Here is a 26,846-nt window from a genome sequence, read left to right as displayed (position 1 = left end):
GATATATGAACACCAAAAAGTTCTTGTCCTTCTATGCGAAAGACAAGAACTTTCTTTGTGAACACACCAGCACTTACGTCAATTAGATGGACGCCATTAAAGGCGGATTTAGCTGATGTGCGATGATACTTCCGACAGCTGTGCCGAATCGTTCCGCAAATCGTAATTTGGCATCCGCATGCCAATGTTCCAGCGCGTTTCGTTCCGCTTCGCACTGCGCCTCCGATATACCGCGAAGCTCCACCGCCACGAGTGCCGTTTCACCGTTCTGATCGTTCCGCAACGAACACAGTCTTTCCAAACGTAAGGATCCATCATAATCGGCGGGTATAGGCAGCATCCCTTTCCAGCTAACGGTAGGCCCGCAAGTCAGCGACAATTCCAATTGACGATGTCTACTCCCCTTCACATAGGCGCACCTGGCAAAATGACGCAGGAACCGCGATTGAAACAGCTCCGGCGCCTTAGACTGCCGTAGCGTTACGTTTTCTGTATCGGAGATGAGCTCCAAGGAACATACTTCATCAGCATCCAACTCGTAAGGAGCATGAACGGACACATAATAGACGGAAATCGCCAAATAATCTTTGTCCTGCTCCAGGGCAAACGGAATCCGCCATCCCATCTCGATTTCTCCGGGCAGAAGGTCGACCAAGTGAGCGCCGAACGTGTCGACTGCGCCTCCGATTACCTCGTTGTATGCCCCATCCGAGACGAACATACCGAACGCTTCGGCGATGTCGACCGATTGTGTAAGGTCGCCTCTTTCAGCAGGGGCTTGCTTGGCTCGATCCGACGCTTCTTGAAAAATCGATGAAACGGCCCTCTTTACCATGCCGAGAACATGTTGATGATGAGCGCCGACACCGCGCCCAAGGGCGCTTTCGTGAAGCTCCGGAGACGCGGATTTCAACATGTGCAGGAAGGCTGCCGTCGCTAACGGATACATCGTCAAGGACGGGATTTCCGAGCACACGGCGAAATGAGTCTGTCCATCGCTTACCACGTAACGATCCGCCATTGACCCGTCCGGTTCTAAAATCAAGTCATATAGCATTTCCTCGTTCATGACGCCCGGGTACTCGGTTATGCTGCTCACCGTAATCGGGATCCATTGCTCATCTTGATATCCCATTACTTCCGCTCCGGGTTCAAGACGTCGTACACGCTGCGCTTTTAACGTCGGAATGTGAGTCTCCGCGACTGCAGGGCGAATCGCGAGAAGATGGTGCTCCCGTTCGTTACCGTACTGGACGATCGGATGCGTTTGCGTAAACTTTACGCCGCAGTCATTAAAAGCGTATAGACTGCGCCCCCGCCGGCTCGGCTTGGACACGAAGGCGACTTTGCGTACGGAGTCAAGACTTCTTACTTCGTCGCCCGGACGGATGTCCTCGATCCTGCGTAAGGAGCCGTTCGCCATTACGATACAAGTCCCGGCCGCGAAGCAGCTGCCTCCGCTATTGTGATGCCAAGGCAACGAGCCTGCATAATCGTCCGCGTATAAATGAGTCACCGTGGATTCGATTGTCCTGCATATGCCGGAGCCTCCCTGGCAGAACGACTCCGAATGCTTCGTCTCGTACGTCGCGCCCGTACGGTCCGCGCGAAGCAGACCCGAATCGATGGCGACTTCATGCCAAGAACGATAGCGGCGCCAAGCGTCAGGCGCGACGTCCGTCAAGCCCGCGAGATCGATAATCGGCTCCTTCGTCGTCAGGTCTAGGTAAACGCTCGCTATATCCCCATCGGTCGCGCCGCACGCCGCAAATTTCGCCCAATGACCGTACATTTCCCAAGACGGGTTGAGCCAGTCCGCGCTTGCTTGTTTCGCGGCGATCGCCTCCCTCCACCGTGAATCCAGCAATTTGCTCCGGTATTCTTCCTTCGCGAAGCGCTGCGTCTCAAATCTTCGACGCAGATAATGAACGTATAAGTTCGTCGCGAAGCCGTCAAATTCGGTGTTGAAGTCGTGCACGGCGCTTTTGATTCCCTCATAATCCAGATTGCTTCGCACCGAAGATACGCTGTTATATACGGCTTGCGCCATTAACGTCTGCGCCCATGAACCGTAGTCGCCCGGGATCGCCGCTTCCAGGCCGTCGCACCAAGCCGGCACGTGAAGCCCGTTACCGAAGAACACGCTCCGATAAGGCTCCTGCAGCTTGGCGCGCAAGTAAGCGGCGAAATCCTGCGTTACGACGCTCGTACTGGGCGGGACCGGCGATTCCGCATAGGCGAAATACAAATCCAGCTCCGCGCCGATCGCCGCGCTAATGTCCGGGCACAATTCGCCCACCTCCGAATAAGCTTTGAAGCTGCGCCGCTGCAACGACTTCGATGGACAACGTCGTCTCGCTTGCGTAGGTTTGGCCGTTGATCTCGCTACTGACCGTAACGGTATATGTCGCGATGGCCAACGCAGGCGCTTTTACGCCCGCTTTCTGGCGAATGACGCCGCCGTTCCTCTCGTCGGTCAGCATTTCGAAAGCGTTCGGGAGCGGCGGCGTAATCGACCACGTCACGGGACCCGAGTAAGGCGACGTGAATTTGGGAATCGCCTTGAAGTCGGTCGAGTTCGTGAATAGATGGAGTTTCGCCGGCAAATACGAGAACGCCCCAGGTCCGATACGCTCCATCGAGAGGGTGAGGTTGACGGCAGTCGCGGACATCGATGCCGCCCCTTGCTGCAGCGCCAAATACTGCCGAGACTCCGCATTCTGAAGCGTGAAGGAAGCCTCCATCAGCAGCTTGTCATCCTTCTCCTTATCCTTGAAGTAGTCGGATCCGCCCTGACAGAGACAATTCCACTGCTGCTGCCGAACTTTCTTCTCGTATGCGGCCCGCTCGACCGCATCGTACGTGCCGTCGGCTTGTTGTTTCGGCGGAACCGGTGCAAGCTGCGAAGTAATTTGGCCGTTATCGTTCACGCCAAGCAATACGATTTGCGGTTTGTTGCTCGCATCCGGAAGCTGCGCGAAAATTTTGGAAAGGCCGTCTTCGTCCGTATTCATAAAAAACACGGTGTCGGGCTTATGCGTGATCGCGCTTGTCGACGCCTGGTCGCCTACCGCTTTCAACTGCAAATACACGTCGGACGCATGGATCGCGATACCTGAATAGGCTTTGCCGTCCTTGTCCGGTACGACGTTGAAGTAGTCGGCCTCGGCCAGGTTCGGCATTTTGAGCTTCGCTTTATCCGCTTGGTCGTTAACGAAATCCCGCAGCGGATTCGGCGGATCCTTCCGGAGGATCGACATGACGATCATCACGATCATGCCGGCTATGGCGGCGATGGCTCCGGCGGCGCCAAGCATGGCGCACATATTGACCATAATGCCTTCCGTAACGCCGAATGCGGCGAGCACCCAGCCGCCTACGGTGGCGATCAACTGAAGACTGGTTGCCGCGACCATGAGGCTATCCATCGCAATGGCAAGCGGATCGGTGGTATGCGCCAGATCTATGGCCGAGAGCACGAGCCCGATGACGGCCATCGCCGCCCCGAACGTTTGCGACATGAACTCGTTCATATTGCGGCCGAACGCCACTTCGAGCTTCGAAAAGAACGCCGTCCCGTCGGGGTTGAAAACATCGATCAAATCCATCGTTTCGCCTTGGGATCGTACGAACCACTCGGTAAATCCGCTCGTTACTCTTGTCGTAACGCTCGGGAGCTCAGCCAAATATTGCTCGTAACCCCAAAAGATCTTAATCCCGTTCCATACGCCGCCGAAATCGTCCCACAGCGAGTAAAGCCGGATGGCGCCTTGCGATATGGATACGAGGATATTGGCAAGGACGTTGACGGAAGCCGCGATAAACGCCGTCTTCTGCTCGCCGGTGAGCGAATTATAATCGCCGAGCGAGAACACCAGGATGAAACCCGCCAATGCCGAGCCGAGCAGGACGACCCGCGCTTTGCCGAGCACGTTCGGGACGTCGCGAAGCACGGTCTGGCAGTCGACCTCGAACTTATTGGCGATTGCCGCCCAACTCGCGTTATTGCCGAGCGTTCTTAATGACTGGACCATGGTGTCCACGAACGTCTTCGTCAATTGGCGATTGTTGAGGAATTCCTGAATCACTTCGGTTTGTTTGACGATCTCGGGATCGGATTTGTCGTTGCCGTACGTGTCTATGAACTGTTGGAAAATGCTGTCCAACACTTCGCAGAAATACTCGGAATCTCCCCCGTAATCGACGTATTGCGGGAGGACCGCCATCAATTGAAACGCCCTGAGCGTCTCCATGAACGCTTGATTGAACGTTTTGCCGTTCGGCGCCGGATTGTTTCCGGTTCCTTCCAAGATGTTGAACAGGGCCGAGAACACCCGAATCTGCTGCGTCACGTCCTGCGATACGTTGCCGTCCTTCAGCTTTGCTTGCAGCGTGGGCATCCAATACTTCGTCAAGTAATAGTACAGTTGAAGTGCCCAATACGCATGCTTCGAATGCGTCCACGCTTTCAGCACGTCCAATTCCTTTACGATGCCGTCCAGGCGGCTTTGCCGATCCTTGTCGACCGCGCCTTCCAGTTGCTTATTCACGTATTCCGTCAGCTGCGCGAAAATATGGTCGATGTCCGCCGTATGGTCAGTATGCTGCTGATCGTTCAAGTAATCGACGATGTTGCCGAATGTCGAGAGCCAATGATGTCGATACAACGCGTCCGAATGGCGTTTATACACGTTGTTGTTGGCCGTTTCCCTCTTCAGTAATTTGCCGGCGCGCGCGCCGTTTAAATATTTAGCTTGGTCAACCGTCGAAGGCGCCAATGCTTGAACGAGAAAAGGAACTTGCAGCTTCTTGTAAAAGGCGGCGTTCTCGGCGGGATTGTCGTTCGCGATATCGCGCACTTCCGGCGAGAGGCTGGGGGGAGCGCCGACAACGAAATCTTCACGCAGCTGTTTATCCATGTAGGTCAGGATAATATCGCGGTAGTCGTTCATCGCTTTATTTCCGACGACGTCGTAATGATTGCCATTCTGATCTGCGATCATCGGATTCATGCCAATGAGGCCGTACACGTCGAGCTTTCCCGTGTTGCCGGAATTAAGAAGCACGGGCGGCGTCGCCGCTTGGAGCAGACGGGCGGCTGTTCGTTTGCCTTCTATCGACCCGCTGAGCGCTTCCCGGTCGCTTGACAGTTCAACGTAACCCGATGCTGGCAGCTCGGGATCATTCGAAGCGAGTCCGCGCCAGTACATCCGGTTCCCGGATTGATAAGACTGGGCGACGGCCTTGTCTTCTACGTACATTTGACCGCCGTAAATCGAAAGAACGGAATCGGTATTTTCCAGTGCGTATGCACCCGACAGCAGCTCTTGCCCGCGACCCTTCACGGCGTAGACGTTATTGTTCTTGTCCCGGTACGCGCCGGTAAATTGGAATCCGATGGCGTCGAACTTAAAATTCGCAAGCTTGGGAAACGCCGAGAGGATCGGTTCGTTTGCCCGGTACGGAGCATCCGGAGGATTGACCGCGGAGATGGACAACAAGTTGTTGCTGCTCATCGTAGCCGTATAGCCGGCGTTGCCGGTCAGCTCCATGAAGGCAGGCGGATTTGACGTGCTTCCGACGTCGTTAAACCGGCATTCGATGATTTTGATGTCGCCGATGATTGGATCGCTCTCGTCGTATACGTCGTAGGAGAAGAGCATTTGGTGAGGCGACCAGTCGGCCCCTTTCCAAGCGTCGCTGCCGAGATCCCATACGAGGGCATTTTTAGCCGTGGAATAATAAGCGCCCGCATTCATTGAAATTTCCACGTCGAACGGCACGGCCCACGGATGCAATTGTACGGCATAACCGGCGTTGCCCATTGTAATATGGCCGTATCCGGTCTTGCCGACAAACTCGAAATGGCCGCTGATGCGCTGATTTCCTGCTTGCTGTTTGAACGTGTACATACGACCGTCGTTGCTGATGCGAATATTCTTGGGCTCGACATGGATAGCATTGAAATGAAAACCTTTCGCGGGATCTCCCAAGCCTTCGAAATGCAACACATGTCCCTCGTCCACGAAGTGATCGGCGTCCAAGATCCGGTTATGCACCGTTTCTTCGCCTCCGAGCAGCACCTTGAATCGGTAAGCGTTGCCCGCATGCAGTTTGCGATAAGCCAACACAATTTCTCCTCCTCTTATTTGAATATTTTACTGCTAAAGCGAGTATACACATTCTGATTTGCAAAAATTGTAATTCTATGTAAGAGGACCCCTACGATCCGGAAAAAATCTCGTTGGACTTGTTCGGTGGAAATATCTTTTAAACTCTCCATTTCAACGCATACCGTACAGGAGCATCCGAGCAACATTTTCGACAAGGTAGGAGTAAGGAGCCGGCGAGAGGTCGTGAAGAAGATCTTTTTAGACAATTTGTTCGAAGGATCAAAATCATTGTAGTTCAGACCCCTGCAGTAGAACATCTTGCGTTGAACTTTTTCCCTAAACACAAAAGGCCGCGATTTTCGCGGCCTTTACATGATAACAACCCATGTTAACTGAGACACCCGGAAATGCGTGTGTTGCTTATAATGGCAATGACGGCAAGGACGATCAACGGGTAGCCTGGAAGGAATCCAACGTTGTCCAGCCGTCCTTTCGCGCGCCTTCGGTAGCCAAGTTAACGCCCGGAAGCCCGGTGTCCGGATCGAGAATCGCGACGGCCAAGGCGTATTTTCCCGGATGCAGATTTCGCGGCAGCGTATAGCCGATATTGACATCGCGGCGACCCGGGAGCCATTCGGTCACGTCCTCGGTCCCCACTCGCTGAATGCTTCCCGATACCAGCTTCCCTTGGGAATCGACGAGCGCGAGCGCAAGCGGCCATTCAAAGTAGAACGGAGCCACGCCCTTGTTGTTCCATTTCATGCGGATTTCCAGGGATTTACCGGCTTTGGCTTTCTTGTCATGCGCGACCGATTCAAGCACGAACCTGTACCCCATGGTGTTGTGCATCAAATCGATATTGGCTTGTTGGCCTTCCGTGATGTCCTCGCCCAGCTGATACTTAGCCGGTGAAGAAGGTCCCAACCAGGACGTATGGCTTGCCCTCGTTTCGCGCAATGTCTCCATGATCGTGTCGTCGCCCAGGGACAATAACGGATTTCCATTATAAAATTCCCCGCCGGAATAACCGGTTTTCCAGAAATCCGGCATCTTCGATGCGGCTTGCGCAGCTGCCGGATCTTCGCCCTCCTCCACATACGGAGCGATTTCATTCCAGCCGTCGACGGTCCAATTCACCCAAGTGTCGGTTGCGCCCTTGCTGCCGAACACATCGTTGAACAATCCAAGCCGATTGGAAGCCGCGATCGGGTATGGCTTTCGCATGCCGATTTTCTTATGAGGGAACGCGTCGATGTATTGCTGCACATATTGGTCCGACACCTTCACGCTCGGGAATTTGCCGGATACTTCTTCCGGCCAATTGTGAAATTCTCCCCAATGACCGAGACTGCCGATCACAATAAATGCGACCGTCGGGTCATTATCGTACCGTTTTCCCCATTCTTCGAGGACCCGTCCATGCTCCTGAATGAGCAGCGGACTGCTGTAGTTTGGCGCAAACCCTTTTCCGACTACGGAAGACGGAGTATCGTACCATTTGCCGGCGCCGCTTTCGCCTTCCGCTTGCACCAATTCGTCATACAGCCATTGCGGAATATCCATCTCCGGATCGTTGCCGGGATCGTCCAGCACGAATCGCAGTATCAACCGGCTGCCCTCGGCGCGCCATTTTGCGAACTGGAACTTTTGCTCCACCCCGGCCCAATCGAAAGTGCCTTTCACCGGTTCCAGATCCCGCCAGTTAATGTTCGCGTAAACGAGCTTGTGGGGCTGTGGCAAGGGTTCCGTAGCATCGCCCCATCCGGCCCAGCCCATGAAGGGGTTATCCAGGACTTCAAACCGCTCTTGCGGCACAAAGTCGTCGTTATGCTTCTTGACCGGTATTGCCTCTTGAAGGGCGAGAGAGTGGCCTCCCGCTGCGGGAAGATGATAGACTTCCTTGCCGGTATAGCCAATTTTCATAGGTTTGGCGCTTTTTCTGCCGATTTGATCCTGATAGAAGTATATGAGAGCGTAGCCGTCGTTTATTTCCGCACGCACGGGACCGGCATCTTTCCACTCCCCGTTCTTCTTGTTGTACAGGTACAGCTTGTTATACATGATTTTGGCGTCTGCACCCAGGTCATCCCAGCCCGTGCCGCGGAAGCCCGTTGCAGCGTTATTGTCGGTATCCAGGTAAAACATGTTCCGGGTATCCACGGCATCGTTGTCGATAAGCAGGTAGACCTTGGAATCATCCTGAGCCGCGTTTGCTTCCAGGGATTCACCCGTTCCGGCAACTGAATTATCGATGGATGCCCAATCGCCGGCTGCGCCGTCGATCACGATCGGCGCGCCGCTGCCGCCGGAAGCGAGGGCATATTCGCCATCGGAAGATTTGGCCGGCGCATAATTCTCTCCCACGCCTATCGCCACGCGCATCGATTTGCCTGCATCGGGGTATGCGGACAGGTCGGCGCGAGCTTCCAGGTTATGAAATCCTGAACCGTCTACCGTATCCGACACTTTCCAGTCCACCGGACCAATCTCTTCCCATGTCCAGCCCGGGCCGGTGCTGCGAAGCAGCTTGCCGTTCTGGATCAGATAGTCGGCCCCGGTGCGTTTGAACTCCCAGCCGAGGTAACCGGTATCCGGGTCATTATCGCTATTGATGAATACGTTCGTTTCCGCATCGAAGGATGCAGCCTGGGCCAAGACATACAATTGCTTGTCCTTCACAAACGCCTTCATCGCGGAAACGGATGCTTCCCCCTGGGCCGTCATAGGCAGTAAACTCCACTCATCGGAGCTGCCGTCCACCGTTATTTTGGGAATCGGAGGGGCCACAAGCGGGGCCGGACGCGTTCTGTCCGGTACCGTAATGTCATTGGACGTAAACCCGATCGAGAACGCCTTGGGCCCTGTCAAGCCGATATTCGTAAACGGAATGCGGTATTCCACCGTCTTGATCCCGTTCTCGTCCTTCTGCTCGTACTCCAGGACCGCGTCGTTGACCGGCGCCCAGTTCCAGCCTGCTCCCGTGCTTTGGAACAGCGCACCGTTTTCGATTAGCCAATTGCCGCCGAATTCCGGCCATCCCACGTCGGTGTATCCGGTATCGGCACTGCGGTCGGTATCCAGATAAATGTCGTTGAATTCCGCCATGTTGCCTTTCACCAGCAGCACCAGACTGTTGGCATCTTCCGCCGCGTACAGCGAAGTCTGGCCGTCAGCGGACATGGCGGCCGGCTCTACGCCCGTCCAATCCGACGCATCCGCATCAACGGTCACGTTCACATCCGGTCCGAACACGTTGCCGGACGGCGGCGGGACAGTCAGCATCAGTTTCCCCGGAGCCGGCAGGTATTGATCGCCTGCCAAGGCGAAGCCTACCCTTATAGTAGCGGGTACTCCATCGCCCAGAATGCTCAATTCAGCCTCTGCTTCCAAAACATCGCCTTTTACGGTTTGCTGGACCGTTCCAACCTCATTCCAGCTCCCGTCAACGGCACGCCATATCTTGCCGTCCGAAATTTTCGCGTCGATCCCGGAGCTGTTGTTCCATATCGAAACGGCCGACCCGGTCTTGTCGTTGCCATCCGTATCGATATACCAGACGCCCTGGCTCTCCAAGCCGGGCCCTTGCACCAGCAATTGCAGTTTCCCATCCTGTTGTACCGCTTTAATCCCTTGCAAGGATTGCGTCAAACTCGTTGAAGCATGAGGTACGGCTGCCCATTGTTCCGGTCTTCCCTCAAAACCTGCGCCAGCTCCGGCCGAAGCATCGGGGGCTTTCGCCCAAACTCCCGAAACAGCCAGAGAAGAAACGAGAACAGCCGCTAATGCCGCGCCTAACCACCGCCGCGCATGGATCGTTGTGAACATTTTCCTAACCTCCCTTAACCTCTCATTCGATGTAAGCGTACTCATTGTTGAGAATCGATAAACGTTGGCTTACTCTAGCTGTCTTCTACGTAAGTAAGCGTCCTCCGTTTGTTGGCAGTTATTCGGAATTAGGCCGGGCGTGAATATTTACGGGGGCTTATCTCCTCCTTCCGGATTCATGTGCGGCTTGATGAAGCGGCTAATGGATATTCCATGCCGCCGACGCCGGCAACAGCCAAGTGCATGAGCTTGGCCTGGCTGCCGCTTCAACAAAACGCGCAAAACTGTTAATATTTGCTGCAAATTCTGTTCTCAATTTACGAAATTATCTGCAAATTGTCAACAATAAATTAACGCAAAATATCCGTGTTATCTTAATATTTGCCGCAAACGTTAATTGCCGCGCATTCCCGTGACTGTAGATACAAATAAAAGGCTGTTTTTATAAAATTAAAAAACCGCACCCCGAATGCTAGAACGTGCCTAGCAATCGGGGTGCAGTTCACGATATGATTAATCAATTTCGTGCTTCAATTCTTCAGCTTCCATCAACGCCATATTGTTTGCTAACATCCGTTTGAGATGCCTTTGAACTTGCTCCAATTCGTCTTGTTTCCTTTCGATCTCCCGTATTTTTTGGCGAAGAAGCTCGACGATCCTTGACAGGGGAAGCGCTTTGGCTACATCAGCCTGAATCAATTCTTTCAGTTCGGCTATCGAAAACCCTACGGCCTGAATCTTTTTGATCATCCGAAGATGTTCGACTGCTTCCTCGCAATAGTCGCGATAGTTATTTTCTCCTCGCTGTACATGACGTTCATCCAGTAGCCCCTCCTTCTCGTAAAATCGAATGGTAGGAGCCGTTAAACCTGTCTTTTGCGCCAACGCATGAATTTTCATGGGGGTCTCCTCAAAAAAAGGTATTGACCTTCAAGTATACTTTATCGTTTATACTCTAAACGTCGAGCGGCATGATGTCAAAATGTTGGAAAGAAACCAAAAAACGACTAAGAAAGGATAATGAACATGAAAATCATAAGCATGCATGAATACGGCGAGCCGGACGTTTTGAAATTAGAAGAAACGGATATCCCGAAACCGAATAAAGGAGAAATGCTAATCCAAACCGAAGCGATAGGCGTCAACTACACGGATATCTCAAGGCGTCGTAATTCCGCTAGAGAACAGACGCCTCTACCGTTGACGCCGGGAGTAGAAATCGTAGGAAGAGTAGTTGAAAGAGGAGAAGACGCTGCTTCCCTCCCTGTCGGGACTCGGGTCATTGCATTGCTACCGCGAGGAGGCGGCTATGCCGAGTATGTGGCGGTACCTGCGGCCTTGCTCCTCCCGATTCCCGATGGAATCGATCCGATCGCAGCGGCGGCGCTTCCCGTCCAGGGGATTACCGCCTATCAGATCGTCGCCACCTTGGGGCGATTGAAGCCTACGGAACGCCTCTTCATTCAGGCTGCCGCGGGAGGCGTAGGACATATGGCCGTACAATTGGCCAAGGTACTTGGAGCAGGGCAGATTATCGCGGGGGCCAGTTCCCAAACGAAGCTCGATTTTGCTCTTTCGCTTGGAGCAGATGTGGGAATCGATTACAGCCACGCGGATTGGAAGAATCAAATAATCGAAGCTACGGGAGGAAAAGGCGTAGATCTGATCCTGGATATGCAGGGGGGAAATGCCTTTTCGGATAATTTCGCCTTTTTGGCACCGCTTGGACGCATTGTCATGTTCGGAGCAGTCAGCGGGCAACGCGGGATCATTGACGCAGAAAAGCTTACGTCACGTTGTCATACCGTGACGGGTTATTACGCCGGGTTTATGGGTACCCGGCCCGACTTGTTTCTTCCGGATTGGCAAGCACTCCTCCGGTACGTGCTTGCCGGACAAGTCAAACCGCAGGTTAATCACCGCTTCCGGCTTGGGGAGGCAGCCGAGGCGCATCGTCTGATCGAAGCGCGCCAAACGTCAGGCAAAGTCATTTTACTCCCTAAGTGCGGGCGGAGCACAAACCCATGATAGATGAATTAAGCAAGCCGGCACGGTACCTGCGCTTTCGTTTCGAGATGCCTTCATCCGCGGACGTCGACGCACCGATCGCTGCTGCCTATCCGTTAGAGCTCTCATACAACGCCCGTCCCCACCCCAGTGAAAATGAGTGCTTTCCTCGCGGTATTGCGCTATCGTTCTTGTCGCCCGACAGTACGTTTAATTCTCAGGTTTATCGGAGGCATCCATGAGCCACTGACATATTTCCGCTGGGGTCATAGAAATCGAAATCCATTCCAAGGAGCTCTGTTTCTCCGGATTCGGTTCTAATAGCCCCTCTTTCTTTTTCGCACAATAAGATCGATGGACCCGAAGGGAGTGCAACGATTGCCATTTTAAATGGCCTCCTATAAAAATATTTGTAACCCGCGAGCTGTTCAGCTAATTATCCCATTCGCACGAATTCCCCTATGCGCCCCTGAATAGTTTCCGCCTCATTAATCATTCTTTTCATCAGCTCGGACACACGGGGAACATCATGAATTAAGCCCGTCGCCTGACCGGCCCAGCCAAACCCTTCTTCCTCCAATCCGTCATGAATCCAGCGTTTGTTGGCCTCGCCGCTAATCAGGTGCCGGAGTGCTTCATAATCGGGCGTGTGGCTTTCAAATTCTAGGATACGCTCGGCAAAGGCGTTTCGCAGGACCCGTGCCGGAAAACCGATGGATGCTTTAATAATCGCCGTGTCTGACTCTGAACTTTTAACCAAAGCCCTCTTATAAGTATCAGACGCATGAACGCATTCCTGCGTCGCGATAAAACGGGTCCCCATCAGAATACCCGCTGCACCGAGCGCATGGGCGGCCATCCATCCGCGTCCATCACCGATTCCGCCTGCAGCAATCACCGGAATTCGAACCGCATCGACTACGCTAGGTATCAGTACCATGGTACCCACGCCATCACGTCCGAGGTGTCCTCCGCCTTCATGGCCAACCGCGATGACTGCCGACGCACCGAGCCGTTCAGCCTTCTGTGCTTGTCTGCGCGAGGACACGAGTACCAACGTTTTCATATCCGTTGGCGCCAGCATGTTCAGGATCATGGTCGGATCCCCGCCTGTGATGGATACCACGGGGACTTTCTCCTCAACGAGGATCTTCAGTCGATCTTCGAAGTCATTACCATGCATGCCTAAAGCCAAATTCACTCCGAAGGGCTTGTCCGTCAAGGTGCGCGTGCGATAAATCTCCTTCCGCAGCAACCTTGCATTCGGAAGGCTCATCGCCGTAATCTGCCCCAGCCCTCCCGCATTGGATACGGCCGCCGCAAGATCGGCGTACCCCAAGTAGGCAAGCCCGCCTTGAATAATGGGATAGTCGATATTCAATAGTTCGGTCAATCTCGTGTTCCAATTCATATTCTTCTTCTCCTATCTTTCCACGACTTGAAGAATGCTTCGGGATCGTTCTGCGACCAGGCTCTTGTCGGCTTCTGCCACTGCGTCGCCATGGAACCGTTTATCCCGAATATCTCGCCCGTCAAATTCTCATCGGACTGCTCCAGAAGCAGGTTAACAAAGCGTGCAACATCCTCCGAATCGCCTACGTCCCAATAGGCCGGAAAGAGTTCGTTGCGGCGGGCATATTTTTCTTTCAGATGTTCGATCACGGGACGGGTCATATCCGTTAAAGCAGCAGGGGCAATGGCATTGATTCGGATATGGCGACGCCGCAGCTCCTCCGCGAGCGTCCACACCATGCCCAGTATTCCGGCTTTGGCAGCACTATAGTTCACTTGTCCGACAGAACCGTTCAACCCGGCTGTCGAAGTTAACAAAAGGATATCGCCGCCTCGTTCAGGCATGTAGGGCAGCACCCGCCGAATGCAATAAAAAGCGCCGTTCAAGTGCACGTCAATCACGGATTTCCATTCTTCGTCCGTCATCTGCATGCATTTGCGATCCTCCAAATGACCGGCATTATGAATCAGAATATCAATGGAACCGTATTTCATGACGATCGCTTCGATCATGGCCGTGACCTGGGCCGGGTCTGCAATGTTTGCGCAATAACCCGATGCTTCTCCGCCATGACGATGTATTTCTTCAACAACGCGGTCAATGCCGGATGGCTGCGTTCCGTTTACGGCCACCCGATAACCGCTTTTTGCAAGCTGCAGCGCCATGCTGCGCCCAATCCCTCTGCTGGCACCGGTAACGACGACGGTCTTATTCACGATCCAGCCCTCCCTCCACCGAGAAACATCCACTGGCTACGACTTCCTCATGCTCATCCGCAACCGTGACGCGAATCTCTTCGTTCATGGCCTCAAATTCAAAATGCACTACCGTTTCCGACAAAAGCGGGCTTAGAAAAGTCATCCGAGAGGAGGTGATCCATTGTGTCGGATGCTTGCTCAGGTATATGGAATGTGCCAAGCCCATGATGTACATGCCTTGGGCGATGGGACGCTTGAACCCGGCTTTCATGGCGGCTTCGGGATCGAAATGAAAAGCAGCCGGATCTTTGGAAGCAGCGGCGTATCGCCGGATGGCTTCTAAGGTTATCTTTTTTTTCATGATGGATCACCTAGGGATAGTAATACCGTTTCCGCTGTTACGATCGTTTCACCCTTGCACAGGCATGTAAGCACATGGGTATACAACATCAAATCTCCGCTTCTGCCTGCCTTTTTTTCCGTTTTAGTTAGCGATAACTCGCAAACAAGATGCGAGCCTGCTTGCAAGGGGGTCTTATATGTAAATGACTGCCTGCCATGAATGAATGTTTTTTCCTTGTCCAGCCATGGAACTTCCGCGATTTTCCAAAACGTAATCGGCATCGTTGATGGAGCAATCAGTACGCCTCCCATCTTCCGTAAAGGAGCCTCGATGCTGAGCGAATACGCGATTATGGACGCTGTCGTAAGATTATACGGAAAGGTAAACCTACTCATTCGACTGCCTCCACCAAGGTTGCAAGACCCATCCCCCCGCCGATCCCGAGCGCAGCTGCTCCGCGCTTAAAAGGTTTCCGCAGCATTTCCGAATATAAACGCGAAATCAGGATCGCGCCGGATGCGCCATATGGATGGCCTAAAGCGATTGCTCCCCCGCCGATATTGACCTTGTCCGGCGAGATCCGAAGCTCCTGCAAAGAGGCCAGCACCTGCGAAGCAAAAGCTTCATTAAATTCCATGATATCCAGATCATCGACCGTCAGTCGCTGACGACTTAACAGGCTGCGAATAGCCGGAACAGGGCCTATTCCCAAATAATGCGGATCTACTCCAGCTGCTCGCGCATCCACGAACCGCAGTACGGCTTGCAGATGCAGTTCCTTGCATTTCTCATGCGACATGATGAGGACAAGCGCTGCTCCATCATTGACGGGACATGCATTGCCAGCCGTTACGGTGCCTTGCTCGAGAAAAACAGGCTGCAACTTTTGCAGTTTTTCCAAGCTGGTATCCGCTCTAGGGCATTCATCCTCGCTGATCCAGCTTCCATCCGCTTGTAAGGGGACAATTTCCGATTGAAATCGTCCTGTTTCCCGGGAACGAACCGCCTTTTGATGACTGCCCAAAGCATAACGATCCTGCGCTTCTCTCGAGATCGCAAAAGCCTGAGCCACATTTTCCGCAGCCAGCCCCATATCCGGATCGCCATAGGAGCTTGGCGTAAAGCGGGCACGCGTATACAGCTGCGGGGTTCCCATCGGAGTTTGCGGCTTGAGCATCTTCCATGGTGCACGGCTTGCGCTCTCGACCCCGCCTGCCAGGTATATCTCGCCGGCCCCGCTTTGAATGAGCCTGGCGGCAATGTTGATTGCTTCCAGCCCCGAACCGCACTGTCGGTCAACGGTTACGCCGGGTACGGACACGGGAAGCCCCGCTTCAAGGGCCGCGACGCGTGCAACGTTCCCTCCTGGTCCCACGACATTCCCGATGATCACATCATCAATCATGCCGTGCGGCAGGTTCGTTTCCGATAATATATGCCGAATAAGCGGAGCGAGCAAAGCCTCGGGCTCATACTTGCTTAACACGCCCCCGATTCTGCCAATTGGTGTCCGTTTCGCCATGACAATGACCGCATCTGTCATAACATCACTCTTTTCGCATGATCCTTCATGAGTTGACGTGCGATTTTACCGCTGTTTGTATAAATAAAATCCTTCACCGTGATGAGTTCCTTCGGTGTCTTATAACTAGCCAGATGCGCAATGCAGTATCGCTTGACTTCTTCTAAGGTTAACCGCCGTTCATCATGCCATTGAATAATGGCCGTTACTTGCTCGCCCCAATGATCATGAGGCGCGCCGAAAACCATGACCTCCCGAACATTCGGCAAGCGCTGCAATACAGCCTCCACTTCCTCCGGAAAAACTTTCAGTCCGCCCGTTTTGATCATATTTTGCGAACGGCCTGCCAGGTAAAGATACTCGTCATTATCGATATGCATGTAGTCTCCCGTCCTCAGCCAACCGTCCCGAAAAACGCCCTCCGTCTCTTCGGGCAATGGATAGTAGCCAGTGAAAACCATATCGCTCCGAACGTAAAGCTGACCGATCGTGCCCGTCGGCACCTCCTGGAAATGATCATCCCGAATCGAAATCTCCACCCCGTCGAAGGGTCGGCCCAGCGAACCGGACATTTCTTCCGCATGAATATCCATATAACTGATATAGCTCGCCTCGGAAGAGCCGTAATATTCATATAGCTTAACTCCTTTAAATAGCTGTCGGCACTTTTGCTTCGACGTCGCGGACCATGTTCCGCCCGAACTGATTATCGCTCGAATGGATGTTTTTCCGGGATCGGTTAGTTGCAATAACGAATCAATCATGGTAGGTACCACGAATAAAATCATATCCGGTACCGAAGAACACAGCTTAAATACTTCTGCAGCATCAAACTCTTGTAAAATATGAAAGGTTGCACCGCTATGCAGGGTCTGTACCAGTGCAAATAACGATAAGGAATGCACAAACGGCCCCGGAGCCAATACATGCTCCATCTTATCCAGATGGAAAGCGGAATTTGCGGCCTCAAAACTGCGAAGCCAGGAGAGATGCGATCGTACATACCCTTTCGGGATCCCCGTTGTCCCTGATGTAAAGCCTATGAATAATGTTGGATTGGTTCGATCAACGAGAGCTTCGGGCTTGCAAGAATTCACCCATTGATCATAGCTGCCAAGCGGTTCATCGGAAAAGGTCAACTGCCGGATGTGGCTATGTTCTTCCGATATGATTCCGGCAAGTTCTTGTTCGCAAAAAATCATACTGGGCCGACATTGCCCTATAACTATGTTCACTTCAGACGAATTCCATTTGGGATCCAGGAGAACGGGCACAAACCCTGCATAAACGGCACCGATAAAAACCTCGACGAACTCGATTCGATTTTGGGCTAGGATCGCTATCTTATCACGGTCGGAGCCGCATTTCCGGAACCCGACAGCAATCCTTTGGACCCTCTCCATAAGCTGGGAGTATGTAAGTTGCTTCTGCCCGTGCGCGATAGCGATTCGGTCCGGTTCTTGTGCTACGCGGTTTAGTATAGGCCATGCCAGATTCATTTTCAATCACACCTTAAATAGGATGGTTGGTTTCGGAATCCCGCCCGATGGAGTAGATGCGTGCCTCCATAAGGAAGTCGATGCCTAATGGTTTGAATTATAATTCGGCGGCCTTGAATTGTAAACCAAAATAAATATTTCAGGTTAACATTTAATCGTAATTCGGCCAAGCCGACCGATACGTGGTTTGCTTGAAGCACAAGCGTCATCCCTTGCCCATACAATGGAATAGGCATGCGATGATGACGAGGGGGCTGAGCCAACATGTATTTCGAACCGACTTTACGGTCGAATATTATAGCTGCATCCAAGGACTTGAGCGGCAACGGAGCGGAATTCGCGACGTTTCGGACGTCGTTTTGCAATCGGGCTTACTGGCATTTGACGAATCATGGAGGATTTCAGCTGAGGGATGACGTGACGCCGGCCGACGGCATCGGGGACATTTTTTCGAATGGGAAAAAGTACGGCTTCGAGTGTGCGACGGCCATCATCATTATTATGTACAAAGGCGTTCTGGATACGCTCGGCACGGCTCGGTTCAACCAGCTGTTCCCGAACCTGTACCTGTACTCATGGGAGTCTGACAGCGACCTTGGACTGACTACGGAAGACGTTTCCAGTACTTACGCGCGGCCAGGGGACGCATTGTACTTCAAAAACCCGGAAGTCAATCCGGAGAAAATGGAGTGGCGAGGCGAGAACGTCATTAAAATGAGCGACGATCTCTATTTCGGACACGGAATCGGCATCCAAAACGCAGACGGCATCATAGCCGCACTGAATAGGCACCGCGTTCAGGGAGCAACGAAATCTGCCTTCCTGGTAGACCAGTTGACCTATCCCGCTTACGGCTCGTTGTCTCAATACGCGCCGGCCGACATACGCCCGTACGGCAATAAAGCTGAACGGCCTAACCCGAACGCGGTGCGTGCGACCATCGGTGCACGGAGATATATCCGGCATTAGTCAAGCAGTTATCGAAGGCGGCAATCGTTTGCACTTTACGCATCGAGGGGATCTTATTCATGTAATGAACTATAATGCTTTGCTTGTTCTACAATCGTTTTGTCTTCGCTGAATCTTTCGATGATCTCATTTAGAACATTCAAATAGTGTTGTTTTAGTTCGTTTTCAGATGCGTTTATTATTCTGTTTAACATCCAAAGCGTATGATGCGTAGGTCTCCTGTATAGAGAAACAATAAGCTTTTCTTCATAGCCCTTCTTATAGTACCTTTCAACGAAATGAACGATCGGACCAGGCGAACCGAAATCCACATCAGGATTATCTTCAAGTAGTTTAAGTAAAGGTTCTATGGCATTATGACCATCTTCTCTTCTTTCAAGCTCTTCTATCGCATCATAGGTCCCTTGGATGATGTCCTCGCGAGGTGTAGCAATTAATCTGTTCATAAGAGAAATAATCTCATTGTGCATCACGATTTGCTCCTTTTTGAATCAGGTCAAAATAATTGTCTTCGAATTGTCAGCCGAACGCATCCCCGTCCGAATCGCCCGTCAGCTCTACGCAGCGCGCGAATCGGTCTGCGGATACGATGAGCCCCTGTTCTTCCCGGCGCAGCGTTAATTTTGCATCCGGGAAAGGCAAGCGGCGTTCCGACACGATGTATTGGAAATCCTCCGATACAACGCTGCCGTCCTGTCTTCGCTCAGATTACATGCAGGATAATGTCCCTTAGTTCAATCAGAGTCTTGATTCGATAACTGGCCTGTGAGAAGTCATGTGTTTTTGTGAAGTCGTTATGGACAATAGCACAGTCGATACCAGCCGCCACGGCTGAGTTCAACCCTCTGTTTGAATCCTCTACAACGAGGGTCTCTTCTTTGGTAGCTCCGAAGCGCTTTAGGCCGGTCAAGTATGGTTCCGGGTGCGGCTTGGTACGCTCGTAGTCTTCGCGAACAAGGATGAATTCCATGAATTGTCTAATTTGGCGCTTTTCATGAATAAGTTGAAAATCTGCACGTTTTGCAGTCGTCACGATGGCCATGCGGACGTACTTTGACAGTTCGGCTAGAGTTTCAACAACGCCTTCAATCTCTATGGCTTCTGTTCTTAGATATTCCTGATAATAGACATTCCGGACCTCGCGCTGCTTGCTGATGGTCTGTTCATCAATACCTGCCGCCCTGGCTTGGGACCAAGTGCCCAATGACTGGGTCATGTCGCGGAGGTATTGATCATTATCCAAGGTAAATCCAATGTCAGCCAAAGCGCGTTCCCCCGCTTTGTAATACCAGAATTCAGTATCGACCAGAACACCATCATGATCGAAGAGTATGTACTTTTTCATTGTTTCGTTCTCCTTTGTCAGCTGTGGCGACCCTGCGTGTCATCACGCGCCGTTGATTACCCATAAGTAGACGAGCCACTGATAATTTTACTCGAGATCCTTCAAGAGTAATTTTCACTTTTATCCTGTTGGTCCCCTTGTAGTTCTTGCCGTTCACCATTAATAAAGACACCATTTTTTTCAGAAGCATAAGTCATCGAACTACCCAATAAACAACTTAGTGCAACAACCGCTAATAACTTAGACCTTTTCATACTTTTCTTCCTCTCACAATCTAATAAATCTCGTTGCCAATCCGCCGTATACAACGAGTTTGTTGCACCCATTACTTCAATGAAAAACGGCAACCGATTATATGTCGGCTGCCGTCTTTTCCTCATCTGACTTTACGACAATGACTGCAAACTCCGTTCGGTACCAACTTACGTCCATCTTGCCTGCCTTGTCCGTCGAACGGAAGCTGATGGCAACCTTCCCGTCCGTTATCTCTCGGAATCGGCGGCGTCGGCCTTATCGATAATCTTCATTTCTGACAATCCGACATTAAGACCGCTTCCACCGGACACTTGGAATTTCACCCAAGTGATATTCTTACTCGGGAAAGTCACGGAATAAGCGCTGCCGTCGTTCGGTATGCCTGTAACGGTCAACGTACTTCCATCGCTGAACGTGAGCGTTCCGCCAGGTGCCCAGTCCAAATTATTCGTTCTGTCGAAGAAGGTGATTTTGTTGACCGTCTGACTGCCGCTCCAGTCCAGTTGCAGCCATGGATTCAGTTCTCCCAGCGAGGCCCATTCGCCGCTGTCGTGAACGCCGGTGATTCCATCTATGGCTTTGGATGCCGCATAGTCGCTGTTAAAGTCGGACGATGCCGTCGCCGTTGCCGTTTTTGCGAGATTGTTAATGACCGAAATGTTGCTCGTAGCCTCATGGTTCCCATCTGCCGCCGTTACGGTAATGACCGCGCTGCCTGCAGCGATGCTCCGGACGACGCCGTTCACGACCGTTGCGACGCTAGGGTTGCTGGAACTCCAGGTTATATTTTGATTCGTCGCGTTGCTCGGCGTAATCGTGGACGTCAAGTCCATGTCCGTATTGATATCCATTTCAGCCGAACTTGGGCTTAGGCTTATGCCCGCTACCGGGAGGACCGGCGAATCAGTCGTAAACACTTCCATCTCCGAAAGTCCGCCATTAAGTCCCGTACCTCCGACGGCCTGAAATTTTACCCACGTAACATTTTTGGAAGCGAAAAATATCACTTTTCCTCCATTATCCTGCGGTATGCCATTAATCCCTGTGATGCTTGTGCCATCGCTGAAGGTCAGCGTACCGCCATTTACATTATCTGTCGTATTGGCCCGATCATAGATCACAATGCGGTTGATCTTGACGGCGGCTGGCCATGCGAGCTGCATCCATGGGTTTTGCTCATTCAAGGATGCCCATTCGCCGGTATCCCCTACCAGACCATCCGTCACCGCCGTAGCCGGGTAGCGGGCACTTAATTGAGAAGATACTGTCACTGCAGCATGAGGAGCAATGTTTCCCGGCGTTTGCCAGCCTTTAGCCGTTGCAGCGTTGACTGCACTACTCGAGGCCGAGAGGTTTCCCGCTTGATCATACGCCTTAACGGTAAACGTATAGGTCGTGCCGGGCAATACGGTTATATCCAGATAACTGTTTAGTGTTGCTAGAACATCCGCGATCTGGAAGCCATCCCGATATACTTTATACCCTTTAACCATAAGATTGTCCGTTGATGGAGCCCAGGATATGGACACCCTGTTTCCAAACGCGTAATCAATGCTCAGATTTGAAGGCGCCGTAGGGGCAGGAGTATCACGGTTCGTTCCGCTAGTTGCAGTCGCAGCGGCGGATGGCGTCCCCTTCAGCCCTCCCCGGACGGCTCGAACCTTATAGTAATACGCTTGGGTCAGCCCATTGACGACTTGTTTGTCATAGAAACGATTCACCGATGTCGTTCCCATGTAATTGCCTGAACCCGGCTTGAAGTTTCGGTTTGTGCTTCTAAAGACTTCGTAGGCGGCAAGTTTGTTATCGGTTAGATCCGTCCACGACACGAGCGTACCCGAGGCATCCTTCGTTGCCGTAACCCCTGTAACCTGGGCAGGAGCCGTACCGTACTTGAGCCGGATTGTATGATAACCGTAACCATTGATCTTAAAAGTCACTTTACCGCCAGTAAGCGGCATCGCGGCCCTGTCATTTTCCAGAAGGTCGGTTTTCGTGACAGAGGATGGGTTGAAATAGGACAGGTCGACGGTTACTGTCGTATCCACTCCCGTGGTTTCATTGAACCGGAGAATCGTCCCCTCTCCGTTGGCTTCGGCGGGTTTGGCTGTCGTCATAACGACATTGTCGGCGCTGACTTTTACAAATTGGCCTTTTGTTCCGTTGAATCCAGCCCCGGCCTGTGCGCCGGTGATGACTTTCGCTTGCAGCGGGGTCGTCGATTGCCAGCCATATTTATCCGCTCTGCCTGCTTGCCAGTTCTTCCCTGCGTGAGACATTAGCGTATACTTGAAGGTTGTCGGACCCGGTTGCGATTGAATGAAATTGGTACTCCATTTGTTACCGTAAACATAGCTGAATATCCAAGGTTTCGGCGTATTGTAATCGACATCGTACAAGCCCGATCTTCTGCTGCCATACTCCACAACCGGCGCGGATTGCGGGAATAGCGTAATCCCGTAATTGCCTGACGGATTAGAAGCATCGATCCATCTGTGGACGGTGCGATAATCCGTGCTCGAAGCATAGTACTGTTCATTCTTCGGATTGTTAATATTAGGATCCACATACGGCCTGAAATCGCCTGACGGCATCTCGGAACGCAGCGTGAAATTGGGCACGTTCAACGGGAAGGTAAAGAAACCTTCTTCGTCCTCGGTAACTCTATACGACCCTGGCGCATCAATCTTATTCACGACATTGACGATATCGATTTTAGGCAAAGAATCATATAGGATGACGTTTCGTTGGATCCCGGCTGTCCCATCGCTAAAGCCGTTGGAAGTCATCTGTCCTTGCATGGCACCAACATCAATCGAAACGGAAGCTCCGTAGACCGTGCTTTCCGATTTGAGGGCGTTGAAGTCGAGAACGCTCTTATCGTATACGAATTCATTCATTTTGTAGGGCGATGTACGGTCCACCATTTCGACATTTCCATGCTGCTTGTCGATAATGCTTGAGATTTCCCCTTGTTCGCCAAAAGCAACCTTGAAAAACCGGTTTTCCAGCGTATGATCGCTTTTCTTTAAGGTCGACGGAAATGTAGGTTCATTCGCTCTTGCCGTTACCCGAAAAGCCTTATAACCAAGACCGGGCACGTTCGGCGCAACGAACTCTACGGTCCCATCGCTTAATTTGTCATATTTCAATTGCGTTGACGTTTCGATATCCGTGATATCAAAGTGCGCGGGCAGATCGGAGAGCCTGACTTTGACCAGATCCGATCTCGTCCAAGACAACGAATTGAAGACCGAAATGGTCTTGCCTGTCGTAGGTATTAGCGTGCTTAAACTGGCCAAGGAATCCTTTATGATACTGTCCGAGAGGTTTTTGGCCGTTATGGCATTATTTCTTTTCCAAATGTGAGTATCATCAACCGCGGAGTCCGAGCTTCCGAATGTATGCTCGTCGTATAAATTCAAGTTATTATAGGCGTTCCACACGTTTTGGTAAGGATATCTGAAATTCGTGCTTGCCTGATTGGCGAACGTCGCGAACGTTTCCGCTGCCGGCACATTGTCTTGCGCATCCTTTTGGACGCTTTCACTGTAAGCATCCGAAGGGATGCCGTAGTTCCAATAGTTTTCATAATTTCCTTTAAAAACAGGGATAGACGGACTGAAGTTAGCATCGACATATTGGTAAAAATCTTTCACATTGGAATCAACGAACTTCGGATAAGCATAGGGTCTCCCTGCTGAATCTACCCTGGCATTCATATCTTTGATCCGATCTTTTACCGATGACAGGAGCGGGCCGTTATCCAACCATGGTGTGTTTTTCTCCAACACCGCATCTCCGACATATGTCGATGACTGAAAAACATTCATTAACGTATCGCTTACGGCCTGGGTCGTATCGGCGATCGTAGTTGGCGTTGCATTATTCACTCCGGTACCTAGAAATTTCATTTGATTCTGATTATACAAAGCGCCTTGGTATATGAGAACTTTGTTATTCGGTTTCCTGCCTTGGGCATAAAAAATGCGGGGGTACTCCTCAAGCATGACTTTCGGCGTACCGGCATAAATGTTGAAGCCTAAGAACATATATTTAATTCCCATGTCTGCCATGACGTCGACATTGGACCACGAGAAACTCGGATTATCATCCATGATCGCCACGCCGCTTGACTTCGTCCCGAGCTTGTCCGTCAAGTGTCTTTCGGAAAAGTAATAATATCGGATGAGCTCCTCCGTGCTCATGGCCTCGAAGGACGTGTTCACATAGCTTGACGGATATTGAAGTCTGTCATTATTGATATTCGTCTTAAGGGTTTCGATTTGGTCGGCATTTCTGCTGTTTAACGATCCATAAAGCCTTATTGATTGCTCCATCGGGTACCTGAACCGATCATTCTCCGCCCAACCGTCCGTCTGTGCGATATACGTATTCGCAGCGTCTGTTTCTTGCGGCCATGTCGAATTGATCAATGTCTCGGGATAATCCGTATATCCGATATCCGTGTGGGAATCATGGGCTACGTATACTGTCCAGTGGCGTATTTTTTTCTGAGACACCGTTGTCGATTCGCGGGCAGTATCTGATCCGGAGGCATTGTCGTACACCTCGAAGGTTACGCTATCGCCGTCATTAATAAGCTCAACGACGTGCACTCTCACGGTATTGGAGCCGTTGTTGAGGGTACCAATCGGTTCCATGTACGGGGTATGACCGGCGGCAGTGATTTTGACCCACGCGCTGTAAGCGGGGTCCGAATTCATAATCGTCAGCTTGGTTTCTGATTTATACGTACCGGATTCATTGATAATATACGGGGTTTGCGAGACTGTAATCGTGGACGCAGCCTGAACCTTTTTCAAATCAGAAAGGCTAACACTAGAAAAAATAACAGCAAAGATTAAGAAATGGAGCGATACTTTTTTCACTACCTTACCCGCCTCCTAATGGAAGATTTCGGTTTGTGCGGTTCGTGAACCAAACGTGCTGTTGCCGTCAGCTTGATAAAGCTCCGAAACACCTCCCGATAATCAATGGATATAACTTCCAAGCCGAGTATATCCTGTTATGCAGGATAAGGGTAGCACGCACTTTGTTCTTACATAGTGCCTAAAAGTATACTAAGCGCTATAATGAGGGCGGAGGTGTTGTCATGGGTCACCTGTGCGAGAAAACGTTCAACTGCGAGAAAGAGCTGACGCTGTCTATCATCGGAGGCAAATGGAAAACGCTCATTCTCTGGCATCTCGGCAAAGAAGGCACCAAACGGTTCGGCGAGTTGAAGGCGCTGATCCCCGAGATTACGCAGCGCATGCTTGTCAGCCAGCTTCGGGAACTGGAGGACGATCTCATCGTACACCGCGCGGTCTATCCCGTCGTACCGCCCAAAGTGGAATACTCCTTGACGGAGCTCGGTGCGAGCCTGATGCCGATTCTCGAGGCCATGTACAACTGGGGTAAGCACTATATGGAAACCGTCGCCAAGGATAAAGTCAAGATTAAAGGACAATTCTCGTTGTAATTCCCGGCTCTTTCGCTCCCTGCCGGGAAGTCGAAGGGCTTTTTCTTTTGCTCGGGAACAGTCTCGGATTGGCTCCCGCACTCGTATTTCCGCTAAATCTCAAAAAAAAGGCTGTCGCATCGTGAACTGTGACCCGTAAGAGGGACACTTTGAAAAAAGTGCCCCTCTTGCGGGTCATTTGTGTTTTAACAGAACGAATAGAAACTAAGCGAGGTAAGAAAGAGGGGTAAATCTAGAGGCGCTGTATTTTCCCGCACTTATTTCAGAAATTTCGAGAACAGTTGGCTGATTCGGTGTGCGAAATCGTCAAGACTAAGGTTCGCCTGATCCAGTCTGCCGTATCCGTTCTTGATAACATCAAGCAGCCAGGCCGGAACTTTCTTGCCTTCAAAGCCCGAATAACAGACGCGGTACGCCCATACCAGGTGCTCCCAGCGCTTGTCGTCACCCTCCACTGCATATTCGGATACGTCCAGCACTTTACCGCGCCCGTTCTGCAGGATCACATTTTTCAAGTGAATGTCGCGCGGATTCAAGCCACGGCGGCGCACTTCCGCGCGGGCCGCCTCCACATCCAGAATAACTTGCTCCGGTACCGGAATGCCCTGCAGCAGACAATCCTGCAGCGTGACGCCCGGTTCATGGCTGATTACCAGGTAGTTTCGGCCCTCCCCGTAATAGCGGGGAAAATAGCGAATCCCTTCAAGCCGTTCGTATACACGCCTCTCGGTCGCTTTCTTCCCAAGCGCCAGATCCGAGTACACTTTATATGCAAACCCCGGGACAGGCTCATACGTGAACACTGCCGCATCCGTCCCTACCCCAATGCAGTGAAGGCCTTCCGAATAACCGGAAATGACAACCATATCATTCCGCTTGCTTCCGGTCACCGTCATACATTGGAGCGGTTCATCCGCCATCATCCAATTCGGACTCATCTTAAGGATTACCCCCTTGAATATATGCAGCGGTTGAAGGTCATCGTCCATTTTGGGCGTATGCTTTCGAAACCACTCGTCTTTGATTTCGTAAAGTGTAAGAAGAAACGGCTTCGCCGTCCTCTGGCGGCATCGTAAGAAACGATTTACGCCGTCCTTTGACTGCCGAAGCAAGTTTCCTCACTTCAAGAAGATATAGGCAAAGTAGAGAGAAGCTTATACTTTGCTATATTTCACAAAAACCAAAGGAGGAATGAGAAATGCTCAGGCGTTTGCTTCGTAAAATCTTTGGTTCCGTTCAGCATTCCAGACACAACCAACACTATAACGGCAG

At 51.7% G+C, this 26,846-nt stretch carries 19 protein-coding genes; 4 read left to right on the top strand and 15 right to left on the bottom strand.

Annotation, left to right across the window (positions count from 1 at the left end; translation table 11 throughout):
* Positions 1-82: 82 nt before the first annotated feature.
* On the bottom strand, positions 83-2,290 hold the full coding sequence (locus tag AC50YL_RS33875; RefSeq protein WP_494837787.1) for a Hint domain-containing protein: 2,208 nt from the start codon (positions 2,288-2,290) through the stop codon (positions 83-85).
* The gene (locus AC50YL_RS33870) at positions 2,274-6,128 is read right to left on the bottom strand and encodes a hypothetical protein (protein WP_494837786.1); all 3,855 of its coding nucleotides are present in this window, start codon (positions 6,126-6,128) and stop codon (positions 2,274-2,276) included. The genes AC50YL_RS33875 and AC50YL_RS33870 overlap by 17 nt, the downstream gene beginning before the upstream one ends.
* Before the next feature lie 129 nt (positions 6,129-6,257).
* Between AC50YL_RS33870 and AC50YL_RS33865 the strand changes: the two genes are divergently transcribed.
* Positions 6,258-6,407, top strand: a complete 150-nt coding sequence (locus AC50YL_RS33865; RefSeq protein WP_494837785.1) for a helix-turn-helix transcriptional regulator — start codon at positions 6,258-6,260, stop codon at positions 6,405-6,407.
* A gap of 153 nt (positions 6,408-6,560) precedes the next feature.
* On the opposite strand, the gene AC50YL_RS33860 is transcribed toward AC50YL_RS33865, so the two are convergent.
* The gene (locus AC50YL_RS33860; RefSeq protein ID WP_494837846.1) at positions 6,561-9,701 is read right to left on the bottom strand and encodes a DUF4832 domain-containing protein; all 3,141 of its coding nucleotides are present in this window, start codon (positions 9,699-9,701) and stop codon (positions 6,561-6,563) included.
* A gap of 750 nt (positions 9,702-10,451) precedes the next feature.
* Positions 10,452-10,838: a MerR family transcriptional regulator gene (locus AC50YL_RS33855; protein WP_494837784.1), complete on the bottom strand. Its 387-nt coding sequence runs from the start codon at positions 10,836-10,838 to the stop codon at positions 10,452-10,454.
* A 126-nt stretch (positions 10,839-10,964) separates the two neighbouring features.
* Here AC50YL_RS33855 and AC50YL_RS33850 point away from each other — a divergent pair, with 126 nt between their 5' ends.
* Complete coding sequence (locus tag AC50YL_RS33850) at positions 10,965-11,966, top strand: quinone oxidoreductase family protein (RefSeq protein ID WP_494837783.1); 1,002 nt, start codon at positions 10,965-10,967, stop codon at positions 11,964-11,966.
* Between the two features lie 415 nt (positions 11,967-12,381).
* On the opposite strand, the gene AC50YL_RS33845 is transcribed toward AC50YL_RS33850, so the two are convergent.
* From AC50YL_RS33845 to AC50YL_RS33820, 6 genes are read right to left on the bottom strand one after another with little or no spacing between them, the layout of a single operon-like run.
* Positions 12,382-13,356, bottom strand: coding sequence for an NAD(P)H-dependent flavin oxidoreductase (locus AC50YL_RS33845; RefSeq protein WP_494837782.1), 975 nt, complete (start codon positions 13,354-13,356; stop codon positions 12,382-12,384).
* Positions 13,353-14,174, bottom strand: a complete 822-nt coding sequence (locus AC50YL_RS33840; RefSeq protein WP_494837781.1) for an SDR family NAD(P)-dependent oxidoreductase — start codon at positions 14,172-14,174, stop codon at positions 13,353-13,355. Before AC50YL_RS33840 ends, AC50YL_RS33845 begins: the two co-directional genes overlap by 4 nt.
* Positions 14,167-14,517: a MaoC family dehydratase gene (locus tag AC50YL_RS33835; protein WP_494837780.1), complete on the bottom strand. Its 351-nt coding sequence runs from the start codon at positions 14,515-14,517 to the stop codon at positions 14,167-14,169. Before AC50YL_RS33835 ends, AC50YL_RS33840 begins: the two co-directional genes overlap by 8 nt.
* The gene (locus AC50YL_RS33830) at positions 14,514-14,894 is read right to left on the bottom strand and encodes an FAS1-like dehydratase domain-containing protein (RefSeq protein WP_494837779.1); all 381 of its coding nucleotides are present in this window, start codon (positions 14,892-14,894) and stop codon (positions 14,514-14,516) included. The genes AC50YL_RS33835 and AC50YL_RS33830 overlap by 4 nt, the downstream gene beginning before the upstream one ends.
* The gene (locus AC50YL_RS33825; protein ID WP_494837778.1) at positions 14,891-16,042 is read right to left on the bottom strand and encodes a thiolase family protein; all 1,152 of its coding nucleotides are present in this window, start codon (positions 16,040-16,042) and stop codon (positions 14,891-14,893) included. The genes AC50YL_RS33830 and AC50YL_RS33825 overlap by 4 nt, the downstream gene beginning before the upstream one ends.
* Positions 16,039-17,520 carry a class I adenylate-forming enzyme family protein gene (locus AC50YL_RS33820; RefSeq protein ID WP_494837777.1) on the bottom strand — a complete coding sequence of 494 codons (1,482 nt, stop codon included), beginning with the start codon at positions 17,518-17,520 and terminating at the stop codon, positions 16,039-16,041. Before AC50YL_RS33820 ends, AC50YL_RS33825 begins: the two co-directional genes overlap by 4 nt.
* Before the next feature lie 264 nt (positions 17,521-17,784).
* Between AC50YL_RS33820 and tgl the strand changes: the two genes are divergently transcribed.
* Positions 17,785-18,489: a spore coat transglutaminase TGL gene (tgl, locus tag AC50YL_RS33815; RefSeq protein WP_494837776.1), complete on the top strand. Its 705-nt coding sequence runs from the start codon at positions 17,785-17,787 to the stop codon at positions 18,487-18,489.
* 53 nt (positions 18,490-18,542) lie between these two features.
* Here tgl and AC50YL_RS33810 read toward each other — a convergent pair whose 3' ends face one another.
* The 4 genes from AC50YL_RS33810 to AC50YL_RS33795 all read right to left on the bottom strand — a co-directional run bounded on the left by AC50YL_RS33810 (position 18,543) and on the right by AC50YL_RS33795 (position 24,981).
* Positions 18,543-18,959 carry a hypothetical protein gene (locus AC50YL_RS33810; protein ID WP_494837775.1) on the bottom strand — a complete coding sequence of 139 codons (417 nt, stop codon included), beginning with the start codon at positions 18,957-18,959 and terminating at the stop codon, positions 18,543-18,545.
* 49 nt (positions 18,960-19,008) lie between these two features.
* Positions 19,009-19,146, bottom strand: coding sequence for a hypothetical protein (locus AC50YL_RS33805; RefSeq protein ID WP_494837774.1), 138 nt, complete (start codon positions 19,144-19,146; stop codon positions 19,009-19,011).
* Between the two features lie 46 nt (positions 19,147-19,192).
* Positions 19,193-19,834, bottom strand: coding sequence for an HAD family hydrolase (locus AC50YL_RS33800; protein ID WP_494837773.1), 642 nt, complete (start codon positions 19,832-19,834; stop codon positions 19,193-19,195).
* 482 nt (positions 19,835-20,316) lie between these two features.
* Positions 20,317-24,981 (bottom strand): DUF7402 domain-containing protein, encoded by a 4,665-nt coding sequence (locus AC50YL_RS33795; protein WP_494837772.1) that lies wholly within the window; start codon positions 24,979-24,981, stop codon positions 20,317-20,319.
* Between the two features lie 224 nt (positions 24,982-25,205).
* Here AC50YL_RS33795 and hxlR point away from each other — a divergent pair, with 224 nt between their 5' ends.
* The gene (gene hxlR, locus AC50YL_RS33790; protein WP_494837771.1) at positions 25,206-25,574 is read left to right on the top strand and encodes a transcriptional activator HxlR; all 369 of its coding nucleotides are present in this window, start codon (positions 25,206-25,208) and stop codon (positions 25,572-25,574) included.
* A gap of 257 nt (positions 25,575-25,831) precedes the next feature.
* On the opposite strand, the gene AC50YL_RS33785 is transcribed toward hxlR, so the two are convergent.
* Positions 25,832-26,512, bottom strand: coding sequence for a serine/threonine protein kinase (locus AC50YL_RS33785; protein ID WP_494837845.1), 681 nt, complete (start codon positions 26,510-26,512; stop codon positions 25,832-25,834).
* Positions 26,513-26,846: the final 334 nt, after the last annotated feature.

It is taken from the genome of Paenibacillus sp. J22P277 (genome assembly GCF_059383675.1).
This window is presented reverse-complemented; position numbering and strand designations above follow the sequence as displayed.